Source organism: Olleya marilimosa CAM030 (assembly GCF_000518485.1).
Classification (GTDB): Bacteria; Bacteroidota; Bacteroidia; order Flavobacteriales; family Flavobacteriaceae; genus Olleya; species Olleya marilimosa.
In genome coordinates, this window is the sequence record NZ_KI912443.1 from 277,088 (window position 1) to 292,693 (window position 15,606).

Sequence of the window (15,606 nt, forward strand, 5' to 3'; positions counted from 1 at the left end):
ATAAAATTTAAAAAATTTAGGTGTTGATTATGTGCTATTTGTAGCTTATCAATAACCATCAGTCAAAAATATGGAAGTATTAAAATTAGCAACAGCAGGAAGTGTAGATGACGGAAAAAGTACTTTAATTGGACGTTTATTGTATGACACAAAATCCTTAACGTCAGATAAAATTGAGGCTATCCAACAAAAAAGTGAACAACTGGGTTATGATTATTTAGATTTTTCACTAGCAACAGATGGTTTGGTAGCAGAGAGAGAACAAGGAATTACTATAGATGTTGCGCATATATACTTTTCAACTCAAAATAAAAGTTACATAATAGCAGATACACCTGGACATGTAGAGTATACCAGAAACATGGTTACAGGAGCATCAACATCTCAAGCGGCTATAATTTTAATAGACGCTAGAAAAGGAGTTATAGAGCAAACTAATAGACACTTTTTTATTAATAATTTGCTTAGGGTAAAAACTGTAATTGTAGCTATAAATAAGATGGATTTGGTTGATTTTTCTGAAGAAAGATATAACCAAATAAAATCAGATTTTGAAATCTTGATGAGTAAACGTGATTATCAAGAGCAAAATATAACTTTTATTCCTGTTAGTGCATTAAAAGGTGATAACGTAGTAGCTAAATCTGTAAACACACCTTGGTACAAAGGAAAAACTTTAATTGATTATCTAGAAACTATAGATAGTCAAGCGCTTTATAATAGTGGGACACCAAGATTTCCTGTGCAATATGTTATACGTCCAAAAACGGAAGAATTTCATGATTATCGTGGATATGCAGGAAAAGTATATGGTGGCGAATTAAGTGTTGGTGATGAGGTAGTCGTGTTACCTTCACAAACAAAATCTAAGATTAAAGGTATTCAGTTTTATGATCAAGAGGTCAAAACCGCATCTAGACGCTCTTCAGTAACCATAACCTTAACCGACGATGTCAATATTAGTCGTGGTGACATGATTGTTAAAGCAAACGATTTGCCGACTGTAGATAAGCAGTTTACAGCAACAGTATCTTGGATGGATACTAAGCATTTAAATGTTGGAGGTAAGTATGTTTTACAACATGGTGTAAATAGAGTGTTAGCTAAAGTGGATAAGATTCATCATAAAATTAATCCTGATTATTCTGGGATTGATCAGACTGTAGATAGCCTTAAAATTAATGATATCGCAACAGTATCGTTTAAGCTAAACAAACCTGTTTTTTATGATGCGTTTAAATCACATAGGACTAATGGGTCTTTTATTTTAATAGACACGTTATCTAATAATACGGTAGCAGCAGGTTTTATTCAATAGCAACAATACGTTATTAATAATTTACATACTTTTGCGACCTAATTATTAGTGTTTAATGAGGTATTATTTTAATTGCTTGCTTTTGTTTTGTGTTTTAGTTGTAACAGCACAAGAAAACAATAATCAATATTCTGTTGATGCTAATTTTTTCTACGGAAACATTGCAGAGCATAATAGTGATATTTCACATTTAATAAAAGGACATCCTACAGGTTTTATATTAAGTTATAATAAAAAAACCTTTGGTCAAAATGCATGGGAAAGTAGATATAACTATCCAGATTATGGTGCGTCAATTATCTATCAAGATTTAAAAAACGAAACTTTAGGAAATAATTTTGGTGTTTATGCACACTACAATTTTTATTTTTTAAAACGTAATTTAATATTCAGAATTGGTCAAGGTTTAGCCCACAATTCTAACCCATACGATAAAGTTGATAATTATCGTAATAACGCATTTGGGACACGTTTATTAAGTAGTACATACCTGATGCTAAACTATAAAAAAGAAAACATTTTTAGTGGTTTTGGACTGCAAACAGGTTTGTCTTTAATCCATTATTCTAATGCTAATGTTAAAGCGCCAAATAGTTCAATAAATAGTATCACGTTTAATTTAGGTGTAAATTATGTATTGGATGCAGATAACTCACCAGAATATATTAAACATATTGACCAAGACTTTACAGAAAAAGTAAAATATAACTTAGCGTTTAGAACAGGTGTCAATGAAAGTGATATTATTGATTCTGGACAATATGCCTTTTATATCGTTTCGGCTTATGCTGATAAGCGTTTAAATAAAAAAAGTGCCATACAATTAGGTACAGATGTGTTTTTCTCAAACTTTTTAAAAACGCATATTAGATACAAATCAGTTGCATTTCCCTTAGATAATGTGTCTGGAGACGAAGACTACAAGCGTATTGGAGTATTTGTTGGTCATGAGTTGTTTATTAGTAAAACATCATTAGTAACGCAGTTAGGTTACTATGTTTATTATCCATTTGATTTTGAAGGTCGTGTGTATAATAGGGTAGGTTTAAAACGCTATTTTAGTGATAAACTATATGGAGCCTTAACCTTAAAGTCGCATGGTGCAAAAGCTGAAGCAGTAGAATTAGGAATAGGAATACGTTTATAATATGAAACAATTAATATACATACTATCAGTAATATTTCTATTTGGTTGTGATTCTGAAAACGCACCAGATTGTTTTCAAAATTCTGGAGATATCGTCCAGCAAGAGATTGTAGTGGATGAGTTTACTAAAATTACGGTATATAAAAATATCGAATTATTTATCCAGCAAGGATTAACTCAAAAAGTGGTGTTAGAAACTGGCGAGAATTTAGCAAACGATGTTGAGGTTTATGTTGAAAATGGTCGATTGACATTAAAGGATAACAATAGTTGTAATTTAACAAGGGATTATGGGATTACTAAAATATATGTTACAACGCCTAACGTAACAGAAGTTAGAAACAGTAGTAATCTAGACGTACATAGTATTGGTGTTTTAAATTTTCCTGATCTTAAACTGACTTCAGAAGATGATTCTGGAGATTATTATAATGTTGGATTGTTTAATATGGAAGTTAATTGCACAAACTTGTTTGTTGTAATTAATAATATTACTACAAATATCATCTCTGGTACAACTGAAAATTTAAGAGTTAATCATGCATCAGGTAATGGTCGTTTTGAAGGTCGTTATCTTATAGCGCAAAACGTAATCGTATATCATCGAGGTACAAATGATATAATTGTAAATCCACAACTTAGCTTAACAGCTAGTCTAGTTAGTACTGGAGATGTTATTGCTGTAAATACACCACCAACGGTTACAATATCAGAACAATTTGATGGACGCGTAATTTTTGAATAATTTACTAGCTGGTTAATTCTCTAAATAAACTTTCTAAGCTTGCATTTTTTTGATTTAGTTGTAAAATCTTTAACTGATTATCATGTGCAAAGTCAAAGACATGACTACGCATATCTTCAGAGGTTTCAAAAGTAATTTCGTAAATAAAATCATGTGTATTTTTTACTTTTTTAGCATTTGGTAATCTAAGTAAAAAAGCATCTTCTACTCTGTAGTCAAACTCGACAACAACAATTTGTGCTTGTCCATCGCGTAAGTCTTTTAGTTTTTTATTGGCAACAATTTCACCTTTATTAATAATAATTACACGATCACACATAGCTTCAACTTCTTGCATAATATGTGTAGATAAAAATACAGTTTTATCTTTTCCTAAATTTTTAATTAGGTTTCTAATATCAATTAATTGGTTTGGGTCTAAACCGGTTGTAGGTTCATCTAAAATTAAAACCTCTGGATTATGTAGTAACGCATTTGCAAGTCCAACACGCTGTCTGTAACCTTTACTTAGTTGTCCAATAGTTTTGTGTGCTTCTGGTGTTAATCCCGTTAATTTTATGACCTCTTCAATACGTGATTTGTCTACTTTATAGACATTAGCATTAAAACTTAAATATTCTCTTACATACTGTTCTAAATACAAAGGATTGTGTTCAGGTAAATAACCTACACTTTTTTGTACATTTTTTGTGTCAGTTAAAATATGATGTCCATTAACTTCCGCATCGCCTGATGTAGGATTGATGTAAGTAGTTAAGATTTTCATCATTGTAGATTTTCCTGCGCCATTAGGACCCAAAAAACCAACAATTTCAGGACGATTAATTTCAAATGAAATATTATTTAAAGCCTTCTGCGAGCCATAAACTTTAGTGATGTTTTCTACTTTAATTGACATGGATATAATCTTTACTCAAAAATAGACATTCTGTAATTTATACCATAGATTATTAATAAATCTTTAAATATTTACTAAAAAGCACAAAAATAGGTGCTTAGTGTTTTGTTATATCATTTTATTATTTACTTTAGCAATATTATTACAAACATGAGCACAATAAACAATACATATTTTAGCTGGTATTATTTCTTTTTTAACAAAAGGAACGAGACGCTGTATATGTAATTTAGCAACATATATTTTTAAAAAAAGTCTCGATATATATCGAGACTTTTTTTGTTTAAATAACTCAGTAAAAAACAAATAATTTGATAAAAACAGTAGCCATACAAGGTATAAAAGGATCGTTTCATCACATTGTGTCTCAAAATTATTTTAAGACCAATATTAGTATTGTCCCTTTTATGTCTTTTGATCAAACGGTAGATAGTGTTCTTAAAAAGGAGACAGATGCAGCTATAATGGCTATTGAAAACTCAATTGCAGGATCTATTATTCCTAATTATGCACTAATAGATACTAATAATTTGCATGTAGTAGGAGAGTATTATTTAGATATTCAACACAACTTGATGGCTTTGCCAAATCAAAAGATTGAGGATATTACAGAGGTGTATTCTCATCCTATGGCGTTATTACAATGTAAAGCCTTTTTTAAGCAATATCCTCATATTAAACTTATAGAAGATAAGGATACTGCTGAGGTTGCTGAGCGTATACATAAAAAACAATTAAACAACACAGGAGCTATTGCTAGTACTTTAGCTGCAGAAATATTTGAGTTAGATATTTTAGCAACAAGTATCCAGACTATAAAACATAACGAAACCCGTTTTGTAATTGTAAAACAGGATAATTCTGAAATCGCTGAAGCGGAAATAAATAAAGCATCTATCAAATTTGAATTAGATCATAAAAGAGGAAGTTTAGCAACCATTTTAAATGTTATGAGTGATTGCAAATTAAACTTAACAAAAATTCAGTCTTTACCAATAATTGAAACCCCTTGGAAATATGCCTTTTTTGTAGATGTTACATTTCAGGATTATCAAGATTTTAAAAAAGCCAAATCTATAATGGATATTATGGCCACACATTTTAAGGTTATTGGTCAATATAAAAATGCGAAAATATAATGAAAGTAGCTAATAGATTACATAGTGTAGAGGAATACTACTTTTCTAAAAAATTAAAGGAGGTCAATGCTTTAAAAGCAGCAGGAAAACCTATCATTAATTTAGGAATTGGAAGTCCAGATTTACAACCATCAAGCCAAGTTGTTGCAGCGTTAACAGCAGGTTTGTTAGATGCTAATGCACATAAGTATCAAAGTTATCAAGGATTACCAGAGTTTAGGCAAGCTATTTCAGAATTTTATAAAGCACATTATAACGTATCAATTAACCCAGATGCAGAAGTGTTACCATTAATGGGAAGCAAAGAGGGAATTATGCATATATCTATGGCTTTTTTAAATGAAGGTGATAGCGTATTAATTCCTAATCCAGGATATCCAACGTATGCAGCTGTGACTAAATTAGTGCAAGCTAATCCTATCACTTATAATTTAGATCAAAGCAATAATTGGTTGCCTAATTTAGAGGAGATTGAAACCTTAGATTTAAGTAAAGTTAAATTAATGTGGATCAGTTATCCGCATATGCCAACAGGTGCTAAAGCGTTTAAAACGGATTTAAAAAAGTTAATCGATTTTGCTAAAAAGCATGATATTTTACTAGTAAATGATAATCCTTATAGTTTTATTTTAAATAATAATCCGTTAAGTATTTTAAATGTTGAAGGTGCAAAGGATGTTTGTTTGGAGCTAAATTCTCTAAGTAAAACTTTTAATATGGCTGGTTGGAGAGTTGGAATGGTTTTAGGAAGTCCAGACCATATAAACGCAATTTTAAAAGTAAAAAGCAATATGGATTCTGGTATGTTTTACGGAATTCAAAAAGGTGCAATAGCAGCATTAAATAGTCAGCAAGATTGGTTTGATAGTTTAAACAAAGTGTATACAACACGTCGTAAATTAGTTTGGCAGTTAGCGGATAAATTAAACTGTACCTATGATAAAGAAGCTTCAGGTTTATTTGTTTGGGCAAAAGCACCAGAAGGTTATAAATCAGAAACATTTATAGATACATTGTTACACGATAAAAGCCTATTTATAACACCAGGAACAGTGTTTGGAACACAAGGCGAAGGGTATGTAAGATTTTCGTTATGTGCAACGGAAGAACAAATAGAAGAAGCAATAGCAAGAGTATGATACAAAATATATACATAATTGGTGTTGGATTAATTGGCGGTAGCTTGGCTTTGGACATAAAAAATAAACGTCCTGAAGTTACAGTTTATGGTATTGATAAATCCGAAGACCATATAAATCAAGCTTTAGAGCTTGGTGTTATTGATCATAAAGCCACTTTTGAAGATTTAGATAAGGCAGATTTAGTAGTACTAGCTATTCCTGTGGATGCTTCTGTTAGTGTTTTGCCTGATGTCCTTGATAAAATATCAGATTTTACGTTAGTTGCTGATGTTGGTTCGACTAAGTCTGATATCTGCAAAGTGGTAGAAAACCATAAAAGACGACGTAATTTTTTAGCAATGCATCCTATTGCAGGAACCGAGTTTTCTGGACCAAAAGCAGCAATCAGAGATTTGTTTAATCAAAAGACAAATATTATTTGCGAAGTAGAAAAAACAGCCTTCAAGCTACAAGAAAAAGCAGTCGGTTTGTTTACAGAAATAGGAATGCGTATGCGTTACATGAATCCAGAATCTCATGATAAACATATTGCTTATGTGTCGCATTTATCACATATTAGTGCATTTATGTTAGGTAAAACGGTTATTGAAAAAGAAAAGAATGAGCGTGATATTTTTGATATGGCTGGTTCAGGATTTGAAAGTACAGTAAGATTAGCAAAAAGTAGTCCAGCCATGTGGACACCAATTTTTAAACAGAATAAAACTAATGTAGTCGAAACATTAGAGGATTACATTGCTAATTTAACACAGTTTAAAAAGCTTATAGAAAACGATGATTTTGAAGGTGTCTTTAACGAAATGAAAGATACCAATTACATCAAACAAATATTAAACGGAATACAATAAATAGTAATATTCTATAAAATTTATAGGATTAGATAAGAAGATTATGGAAAATAAAAAAGAAATGAGAAACTGGTTGGATGACATGAAGTTAGATCATCCATTAGTCATCGCTGGACCTTGTAGTGCAGAGACTGAAGAGCAAGTATTAAAAATAGCACACGAGCTAAAAGATACTGATGTTAGCTATTTTAGAGCAGGTATATGGAAACCACGTACTAGACCAGGAATGTTTGAAGGTGTTGGTGCTTTAGGTTTAAATTGGCTTAAAAAAGTTAAAGAAGAAACAGGTATGAAAACCTGTACTGAAGTTGCAAATGCAGCACACGTAAAATTAGCTATCGAGAATGATGTTGATTTGCTTTGGATTGGAGCACGATCTACAGTTAGTCCATTTATCATGCAAGAATTGGCAGACGCACTAGCAGGAACAGATAAAATTGTATTAGTTAAAAATCCAGTAAATCCAGATTTAGCGCTATGGTTAGGTGGTATTGAAAGATTATATACTGCAGGTATTAAAAACTTAGGAGCAATCCATAGAGGGTTTTCTACTTATGAAAAGACCATGTATAGAAACATTCCAGAATGGCAAATTGCTATTGAGTTTCAAAACAGATTTCCTGATTTACCATTAATAAACGATCCGTCGCATATTACTGGAAAACGTGATATGGTTTTTGATGTCTCTCAAACAGCATTAGATTTAAATTTTGATGGGTTAATGATTGAAACTCATACAGATCCTGATAATGCATGGAGTGATGCAGCACAACAAGTAACACCTTCTGCTTTAATCCAGATGATGGTAGATTTAAAGATTAGAAAAGAATCTGATCCAGAAGCAGAATACAATCAAGAGTTAACTAACCTAAGAGCGCAAATAGATGTTGTGGATAATCAAATTATCGAAGCTTTAGGTAAACGTATGAAAATTGCTGATGGAATTGGAGGTCTTAAAAAACAGAAAAACGTTGCAGTTTTACAAAGCAAACGTTGGAACGAGATTTTAGGAAAAATGGTTTTAGAAGGTGAGTCTAAAGGATTGAGTGAAGAGTTTATCTTAAAAATGTTTAAGGCAATTCACCAAGAATCAATTAATCATCAAGAAAAAATTATAAAAGGATAATTTTAGTTTTGAATATAAAAAAAAGCCTCTTAAATTTAAGAGGCTTTTTTGTGTTTTAAAGTGTTCGTTTAAACGTGTATCTTGTAATAAAAATACCTTTACCATCACCTTTTCCTCCTTCACTTTCAACACCAGTATTAATAAAGGCTAATTCCCATCCTTGAGCAACCATGTCGTTAACTTTTGAAGTCATAACAGCATCGTTAGCAGCTATATTTTGAAATCTAATTCCACCTAAATTATAAAAGTTTAATAACTTAGTTTCGTCATAATTTTTAACTCTGATTTCACTTCTTTTAGATTTGTTTTTTTCATCAGAATCTTTATCGTCAGAGCGCACAGTTGTATATTCTTTGTAATCTTTAGTTTCATTTGCAGATATCATTCTAGAACGCCCTAAACCATTAGGTACAATAGATTCTACAACAGTCACAACCTTATACTCTACCTGACCACTTTTGTCAGATTTAGTAATAAATGAGAAAGAAATAAAGCCAACAATGGCTAATGCGATAAATAAATAGTTTTTTTTCATGATATAAGTTTATGTTAAGACACGAAGTTAATAAAAATTTTAAACCAACAAAGGATGCCATTTGGTACTGATTTTTGTTGGAATAGAAGATAATAATTTTCATATTTGTAGTAATGACAGGACGCGTATACAAATCTACAGGTAGTTGGTACACAGTAAAGACCGAATTAGGTCAGACTTACGAGTGTAGAATAAAAGGGAAGTTTAGACTTAAAGATATAAAAAGCACAAATCCAATTGCTGTTGGAGATTTTGTGGACTTTGAATTGGATACAAAATCTGACCAAGAAACAGGTGTGATTAACACCATTCATGACAGACAAAACTATATTGTCCGTAAATCAGTAAATCTATCTAAACAAACACATATCATTGCATCAAACATTGATCAAGTTTTTTTGTTGGTGACCATAGATAATCCACCAACATTTACAAGTTTTATAGATCGGTTTTTAGTAACAGCAGAGGCTTATGATATTAAAGCGGTTTTATTATTTAATAAAATTGATACATACGATCAAGACACTTTAGATGAGGTAAGATATTTGGCTCATGTTTACAGACAAATTGGATATGAATGTATAGGTATTTCGGCTACGACCGGAAAAAATCTAGACCAAGTTAAAAGCTTAATGGAAGGTAAGGTTAGCATGTTTACAGGACATTCTGGTGTTGGAAAATCAACATTAGTTAATGCTATAGAGCCTACTTTGGACTTAAAAACTAAAGCCATATCTATGCAGCATATGCAAGGTCAACATACCACAACGTTTGCTGAGATGTTTGATTTAAGTTTTGATGCTAAAATTATTGACACACCTGGAATTAAAGGTTTTGGCGTGGTTGATATGGAAAAGGAAGAAATTGGAGATTATTTTCCTGAGTTTTTTGCTTTAAAACAAAATTGTAAATTTAACAACTGTTTACATATCGAAGAACCTAAATGTGCTGTTAAAGAAGCTTTAGAGAAAGATGAAATTGCAGCATCACGATACAAAAGTTATGTGCAAATTGTAGAAGGAGACGAGGAACATTATAGAACCGATATTTGGAATCAGGAATAAATGAAAGCAGTCATTCAAAGAGTTAGTAAAGCAAGCGTAACTATTGAAGGTGATTTAGTAGCTAATATTAACTGTGGACTACTAATTTTACTAGGTATTGTAGAGCAGGATACGCAAGAGGATATTGATTGGTTAGTCAACAAAATTAGTAATTGTCGCATATTTAATGATGACAATCAAGTAATGAATAGGTCATTAATAGACATAAATGGTGAGGCGTTGGTGGTAAGCCAATTTACACTACATGCAAGTACCAAAAAAGGAAATAGACCAAGTTATATAAAAGCAGCAAAACCTGAAATTGCAATCCCATTATATGAAGCTTTTGTAAAACAAATACAATCTGTTTTAAGTAAGACTGTTCAAACAGGTCAGTTTGGCGCAGATATGAAAGTGGAGTTGTTAAATGATGGTCCAGTGACAATAATTATGGATTCTAAAAATAAAGAATAAAGTGAAAAAAAAGGTGATCACATTTTTTGTAGCAGCATTGTTTTATGGTATTTTAAGTTATCTAATTAATTATTTTGTAAAATCTGATTATACAAATAATCAAATCATAAATATGTCCATCTTTTTTGGTGTGGCAATGGGTTTATTTGAAACTTTAGTTAGACCACTAATTTTTAAAAGACGTAATACAAAGTAAAAAAGTAGTTGTAATAAGTATTTTATTCAGGTCATTTTTTTACGTTTTCTACAAATTTTATATATTGGTGTTTAATTATTTTAAATGTCTATAACTTCACTATTTAAAAGTATTTTTTTTATACTTTTTTTCTCCGTAAACACCTTTGCTCAAGATACGTATCAAGCACTTTTAATTGATTCGGATTTAAAAAAAAATGCCAACGCAATTATTAGATCTAGTCATACCGAAATAACTATTGATGCTAGAGATAAGTTAATAACTAAACAGCAACGTGTGGTTACTGTACTAAATAAATATGGTCAAAAACACGAAGGTGCTTATGTATATTATGATGATTCTAAATCCATAAAAACACTAGAGGCAGTAATATATGATGCTTTTGGAAAAGAAGTTAAAAAGTATAAAAAAAGAGATTTTTTAGATTTAAGTGTAGCAGATGGTGTTTCTATATTTAATGATAATAGAGCCAAGCGTATAGATTATACACCTAGTGCTTATCCATATACGATTGTTTTTAATTTAGAAACAATATCTACAAATACTGCATTTTTACCGCAGTGGTATCCTATAGAAGGCTATCATGTAAGTACAGAACATTCTTCAGTAAAAATAATCAATAATTCAGAGATACAATTAAGCTTTAAGGAAACAAATTTAGAAGATTTTAAAATCGAAAAACCTTCTGAATTTTATTACGAAGCTAAAAATATATCTGCTTTAAGTAACGAAGCCTATAGTCCGTCCTTTACACAAATAGTACCATCTGTAAAATTTGCGCTTAAACAATTTAGCATGGAAAGTGTAGCAGGTGAAAATACAGATTGGAATGAGTTTGGAAAATGGATTAATGACAAGTTAATTGCAGGAACGCAAGATTTACCAGAAACAGTAAAATTAGAAATTTTAAACCTTACAGCAGATGCAAAAACACCTCTAGATAAAGCTAAAATTGTGTATAATTATATGCAAAATAAAACACGCTACATTAGTGTGCAAATTGGTATTGGAGGCTGGAAGCCTATGCTAGCAAGTGATGTTGATAGGTTAGGTTACGGAGATTGTAAAGGTTTGTCAAATTATACTAAGGCACTATTGGACGTTGTTGGTGTACAATCTTATTACACCATCGTTTATGGTGACTCAGATATTAGAGATATAGATGCTACCTTTTCATCCTTACAAGGTAATCACGCCATTTTATCAATTCCAGATAATGACAGCTACATTACGTTAGAATGTACAAGCCAAACCGTTCCGTTTGGTTATAATGCTAATTTTACGGACGACAGAGATGTACTAATAGTTACACCTACAGGAGGTCAAATAGTGCATACTAAAGCCTATGCTACAAATGAAAATTCTCAAATAACTAAAGCCACAGTTAATTTAGATATTAGCGGAAATATTAACGCCAAAATAAATATAAAATCTAAGGGTACACAATATTCTAAATATAGAAGGTTAGAAGCTCAAACCGAAAAAGAAAATATTTTAGATTATAAAGCGTATTTTGATGGGATTAATAATATTCAAATAACTAATTTATTATTTAATAATGACAAAGATAGTATTGAGTTTGAAGAGCAAATAGCTTTAAATGCCAAAAACTATGCTAAAAAAGCAGGTAATAGATTGTTGTTTGAGCCCAACCTATTTAATAAGTCAAAAAACATACCTCCAAAATATGCAAACCGTAAATTACCATTTAAAATAGACAGAGGTTTTGTAGATATTGACCAGTACACAATAGTATTACCTAACAATTTAAAAGTAGAAGCGCTACAAGAGGATGTTACTATAAAAAACAAGTTTGGAGAGTATCAATTTTCAATTACAAAAACAAATGAAAACACTTTAGTTTACAACAGGACGTTAACAATAAATAAAGGAGATTTCAATAAAGAAGACTATAAAGCCTATAGATTGTTTAGAGCCGAAGTTGCTAAGCACGATGCTTCAAAAATTGTATTGCAAATAATCTAAGCTTTAAAAACTAGTAATTTTAAAAGCGTAATTAGTTTTACATATTTAGCAAAACAAACTAGTGACACAATTCAAATAGTAGTAAATTTATAAATTGAAAAAAAAGTACTTAAAAAAGTTAAAAAAATGGACATTAAAAACGCACAGTTAGAGGTAGATAATTGGATTAAAAATCATGGTGTTCGTTATTTTAACGAGCTTACTAATATGGCACAATTAACTGAAGAGGTTGGTGAAGTTGCACGTATTATAGCTAGACGTTATGGAGAGCAAAGCGAAAAAGAGTCTGATAAAAATAAAGATTTAGGAGAAGAGCTTGCAGACGTTATGTTTGTGGTATTATGTTTGGCAAATCAAACAGGAATAGATCTTCAGGAAGCTTTTGATAAAAAACTAGACCTAAAAACTAAGCGTGATCACGACAGACATCACAACAATCAAAAATTAAAATAAAGTACTAATTTCTGTTATAACAGAAATCCTTTAATTATGAATTTACACTTACACCAATCAACAATACAACCAACTAACGCTATCCAAATTACAGGATCAAAAAGCGAATCAAATAGACTGTTATTGTTGCAAGCTTTATATCCTGAAATTAAAATAAATAATATATCAAACAGTGACGATTCGGTTTTAATGGCTAAAGCCTTAGCCTCAAAAGATACGGTTATAGACATACATCATGCTGGAACAGCAATGCGATTTTTAACAGCGTATTTTTCAACACAAGAAGGCAGAACCATAGAGCTTACAGGATCTAAACGCATGAAAGAGCGTCCCATTGCTATTTTAGTTGATGCCTTAAATCAATTAGGAGCAGAGATTACTTATAAAGAAAACCAAGGGTTTCCACCATTACTAATTACTGGTAAAAAGTTAACCAATAACAAAGTGACACTTCAGGCTAATGTAAGTAGTCAGTATATTTCAGCACTATTATTAGTAGCTTCAAAATTAGAAAACGGACTAGAATTGACGCTTGAAGGCGAAATTACGTCTGTACCATACATTAACATGACTTTAAGCTTATTGGAAGAGATTGGGACAAAAACCAAATTTCAGGATAATGTAATTACCATTTACCCACAACAGCAACTAGCTGATAAAACGCAACAATTAACAGTAGAAAGTGATTGGTCATCAGCATCCTATTTTTATAGTATAGTAGCAATGTCTGCAATAGGTACAACAATTTCGTTATCATCATATAAGCAAAACAGCCTGCAAGGAGATTCCGCTTTAGCGACAATTTATAACGCATTTGGTGTGACCACAACCTTTAAAAACAATACAGTTGTCCTTCAAAAAACCGAAGCAACATCACCAGATACTAAAATTAATTTCGATTTAAAAAATGCGCCAGATATTGCGCAAACTATTTCGGTAACCGCATTTGGATTGGGATTAGAGTGTCACTTAACAGGATTACATACCCTTAAAATTAAAGAAACAGACCGTTTAGTAGCCTTAAAAACCGAAATTGAAAAATTAGGAGGACAAGTAGCTATTACAGATAATAGCCTAACATTAAAAAAAGCAATTAATTGGCATCAAAATGTTACTATAGCAACCTATAATGACCACAGGATGGCTATGGCATTTGCACCATTAGCCTTAAAAGTGCCAATAATTATAGAAGACTCAAAAGTAGTCTCTAAATCTTATCCAACGTTTTGGGACGATTTGGCTGCTTTAGGCTTCATTTTTAGTGTTTAATAAATAATAAATGGTCATTTACTTGACAACGCCTATCTCCAGATTGTATATTTGCAATCTTGTTAACTTAACATCTATATTAATAAATGAAATTATCACACTTCAATTTTGAACTACCTGAAGAGCTATTAGCAGAATATCCTGCAGAAAACAGAGACGAGTCTCGTTTGATGGTTTTAAACCGAAAAGAGCAAACTATCGAACACAAAATGTTTAAAGACTTAATCGAGTATTTTGACGAGAAAGATGTGATGATTCTTAACAACACCAAAGTATTTCCTGCACGTTTATTTGGTAACAAAGAAAAAACTGGAGCAAGAATCGAAGTGTTTTTATTACGCGAGCTTAACCAAGAACAACGTCTTTGGGACGTATTAGTAGATCCAGCACGTAAAATACGTATTGGTAACAAATTATACTTTGGAGACGACGAGACGTTAGTAGCAGAAGTTATTGACAACACAACATCTAGAGGACGTACATTACGTTTTTTATATGATGGATCATACCAAGAGTTTAGAATCAAACTACAAGAATTAGGAGAAACACCTTTACCTAAATATATTAAAAGAGAAGTAGAGCCAGAAGACGAAGACCGTTACCAAACCATTTACGCAAAAGAAGAAGGTGCAGTAGCAGCTCCAACAGCAGGACTTCACTTTTCTAAGCACTTATTAAAGCGTTTAGAAATCAAAGGTGTAGACTTTGCAGAAGTAACTTTACACGTAGGTTTAGGAACTTTTAATCCAGTAGAAGTAGAAGATTTATCTAAACACAAAATGGATAGCGAAGAGCTTAAAATTGAAGCTAAAGCTGTTGAGGTAATCAACAATGCTAAAAAAGATAAACGTCGTATTTGCGCAGTTGGTACAACAGCAATGCGTGCAATAGAAAGCTCAGTATCTTCAAGCGGAACACTAAACGAAATAGAAGGATGGACCAACAAATTTATCTTTCCACCATACGACTTTAGCATCGCAAACGCAATGATTACTAACTTCCACACGCCAAAATCTACACTATTAATGATGGTGTCAGCATTTGCAGGACACGACTTCATGAAAAAAGCATACGAAGAAGCAGTAAAAGAAAAATACAAGTTTTACAGTTATGGAGACGCGATGTTAATCATCTAATCCTATCAATATAAATTACTAAAACCTCTTTTCACTTTAATTAGTAAAGGAGGTTTTTTTATGGCATTACCCAAGGGTCGCGCTCTCGACAGTCGCTTTGCATTTGCTTTAAGGCAAATGCAAGAGCTTCAACAAATGTCTCCATCGCTAA

At 31.6% G+C, this 15,606-nt stretch carries 16 protein-coding genes; 14 read left to right on the forward strand and 2 right to left on the reverse strand.

Annotated features, from left to right (window positions below; translation table 11 throughout):
• Positions 1 to 70 precede the first annotated feature (70 nt).
• Genes M890_RS0115145 through M890_RS0115155 form a run of 3 tightly spaced genes read left to right on the forward strand, consistent with a single transcriptional unit; the run spans position 71 to position 3,210 of the window.
• A complete protein-coding gene (locus tag M890_RS0115145; protein WP_028284327.1) occupies positions 71 to 1,318 on the forward strand; it encodes a sulfate adenylyltransferase subunit CysN in 1,248 nt (415 codons plus the stop codon).
• 55 nt (positions 1,319 to 1,373) lie between these two features.
• Positions 1,374 to 2,465, forward strand: coding sequence for an acyloxyacyl hydrolase (locus M890_RS0115150; protein WP_028284328.1), 1,092 nt, complete (start codon positions 1,374 to 1,376; stop codon positions 2,463 to 2,465).
• A gap of 1 nt (position 2,466) precedes the next feature.
• Complete coding sequence (locus tag M890_RS0115155; RefSeq protein WP_028284329.1) at positions 2,467 to 3,210, forward strand: head GIN domain-containing protein; 744 nt, start codon at positions 2,467 to 2,469, stop codon at positions 3,208 to 3,210.
• 4 nt (positions 3,211 to 3,214) lie between these two features.
• On the opposite strand, the gene gldA is transcribed toward M890_RS0115155, so the two are convergent.
• Positions 3,215 to 4,108, reverse strand: a complete 894-nt coding sequence (gene gldA, locus M890_RS0115160) for a gliding motility-associated ABC transporter ATP-binding subunit GldA (protein ID WP_028284330.1) — start codon at positions 4,106 to 4,108, stop codon at positions 3,215 to 3,217.
• Positions 4,109 to 4,419: 311 nt separating this feature from the next.
• Here gldA and M890_RS0115170 point away from each other — a divergent pair, with 311 nt between their 5' ends.
• The 4 genes from M890_RS0115170 to M890_RS0115185 are packed head-to-tail and all read left to right on the forward strand — an operon-like array spanning position 4,420 to position 8,363.
• Positions 4,420 to 5,247, forward strand: coding sequence for a prephenate dehydratase (locus tag M890_RS0115170; RefSeq protein ID WP_028284332.1), 828 nt, complete (start codon positions 4,420 to 4,422; stop codon positions 5,245 to 5,247).
• The gene (locus M890_RS0115175) at positions 5,244 to 6,386 is read left to right on the forward strand and encodes a pyridoxal phosphate-dependent aminotransferase (RefSeq protein WP_028284333.1); all 1,143 of its coding nucleotides are present in this window, start codon (positions 5,244 to 5,246) and stop codon (positions 6,384 to 6,386) included. Before M890_RS0115170 ends, M890_RS0115175 begins: the two co-directional genes overlap by 4 nt.
• Positions 6,386 to 7,237, forward strand: a complete 852-nt coding sequence (locus tag M890_RS0115180; RefSeq protein WP_028284334.1) for a prephenate dehydrogenase — start codon at positions 6,386 to 6,388, stop codon at positions 7,235 to 7,237. The genes M890_RS0115175 and M890_RS0115180 overlap by 1 nt, the downstream gene beginning before the upstream one ends.
• Before the next feature lie 43 nt (positions 7,238 to 7,280).
• Complete coding sequence (locus tag M890_RS0115185; protein ID WP_028284335.1) at positions 7,281 to 8,363, forward strand: bifunctional 3-deoxy-7-phosphoheptulonate synthase/chorismate mutase type II; 1,083 nt, start codon at positions 7,281 to 7,283, stop codon at positions 8,361 to 8,363.
• A 55-nt stretch (positions 8,364 to 8,418) separates the two neighbouring features.
• Here M890_RS0115185 and M890_RS0115190 read toward each other — a convergent pair whose 3' ends face one another.
• Complete coding sequence (locus tag M890_RS0115190) at positions 8,419 to 8,898, reverse strand: hypothetical protein (RefSeq protein ID WP_028284336.1); 480 nt, start codon at positions 8,896 to 8,898, stop codon at positions 8,419 to 8,421.
• A 113-nt stretch (positions 8,899 to 9,011) separates the two neighbouring features.
• On the opposite strand from M890_RS0115190, the gene rsgA reads away from it, so the two are divergent.
• From rsgA to queA, 7 genes are all read left to right on the forward strand, one after another.
• Positions 9,012 to 9,962 carry a ribosome small subunit-dependent GTPase A gene (gene rsgA / locus M890_RS0115195; RefSeq protein WP_028284337.1) on the forward strand — a complete coding sequence of 317 codons (951 nt, stop codon included), beginning with the start codon at positions 9,012 to 9,014 and terminating at the stop codon, positions 9,960 to 9,962.
• Positions 9,963 to 10,415 (forward strand): D-aminoacyl-tRNA deacylase, encoded by a 453-nt coding sequence (dtd, locus tag M890_RS0115200; RefSeq protein ID WP_028284338.1) that lies wholly within the window; start codon positions 9,963 to 9,965, stop codon positions 10,413 to 10,415. It begins immediately after the preceding gene.
• Between the two features lies 1 nt (position 10,416).
• Positions 10,417 to 10,611 carry a hypothetical protein gene (locus tag M890_RS0115205; RefSeq protein WP_028284339.1) on the forward strand — a complete coding sequence of 65 codons (195 nt, stop codon included), beginning with the start codon at positions 10,417 to 10,419 and terminating at the stop codon, positions 10,609 to 10,611.
• An 84-nt stretch (positions 10,612 to 10,695) separates the two neighbouring features.
• Positions 10,696 to 12,597: a DUF3858 domain-containing protein gene (locus M890_RS0115210; protein ID WP_028284340.1), complete on the forward strand. Its 1,902-nt coding sequence runs from the start codon at positions 10,696 to 10,698 to the stop codon at positions 12,595 to 12,597.
• A 126-nt stretch (positions 12,598 to 12,723) separates the two neighbouring features.
• On the forward strand, positions 12,724 to 13,050 hold the full coding sequence (locus M890_RS0115215) for a nucleotide pyrophosphohydrolase (RefSeq protein ID WP_028284341.1): 327 nt from the start codon (positions 12,724 to 12,726) through the stop codon (positions 13,048 to 13,050).
• Positions 13,051 to 13,086: 36 nt separating this feature from the next.
• Entirely contained in the window at positions 13,087 to 14,319 is a 1,233-nt protein-coding gene (locus M890_RS0115220; RefSeq protein WP_028284342.1) for a 3-phosphoshikimate 1-carboxyvinyltransferase, read from the forward strand.
• Positions 14,320 to 14,405: 86 nt separating this feature from the next.
• A complete protein-coding gene (gene queA, locus M890_RS0115225) occupies positions 14,406 to 15,455 on the forward strand; it encodes a tRNA preQ1(34) S-adenosylmethionine ribosyltransferase-isomerase QueA (RefSeq protein WP_028284343.1) in 1,050 nt (349 codons plus the stop codon).
• Positions 15,456 to 15,606: the final 151 nt, after the last annotated feature.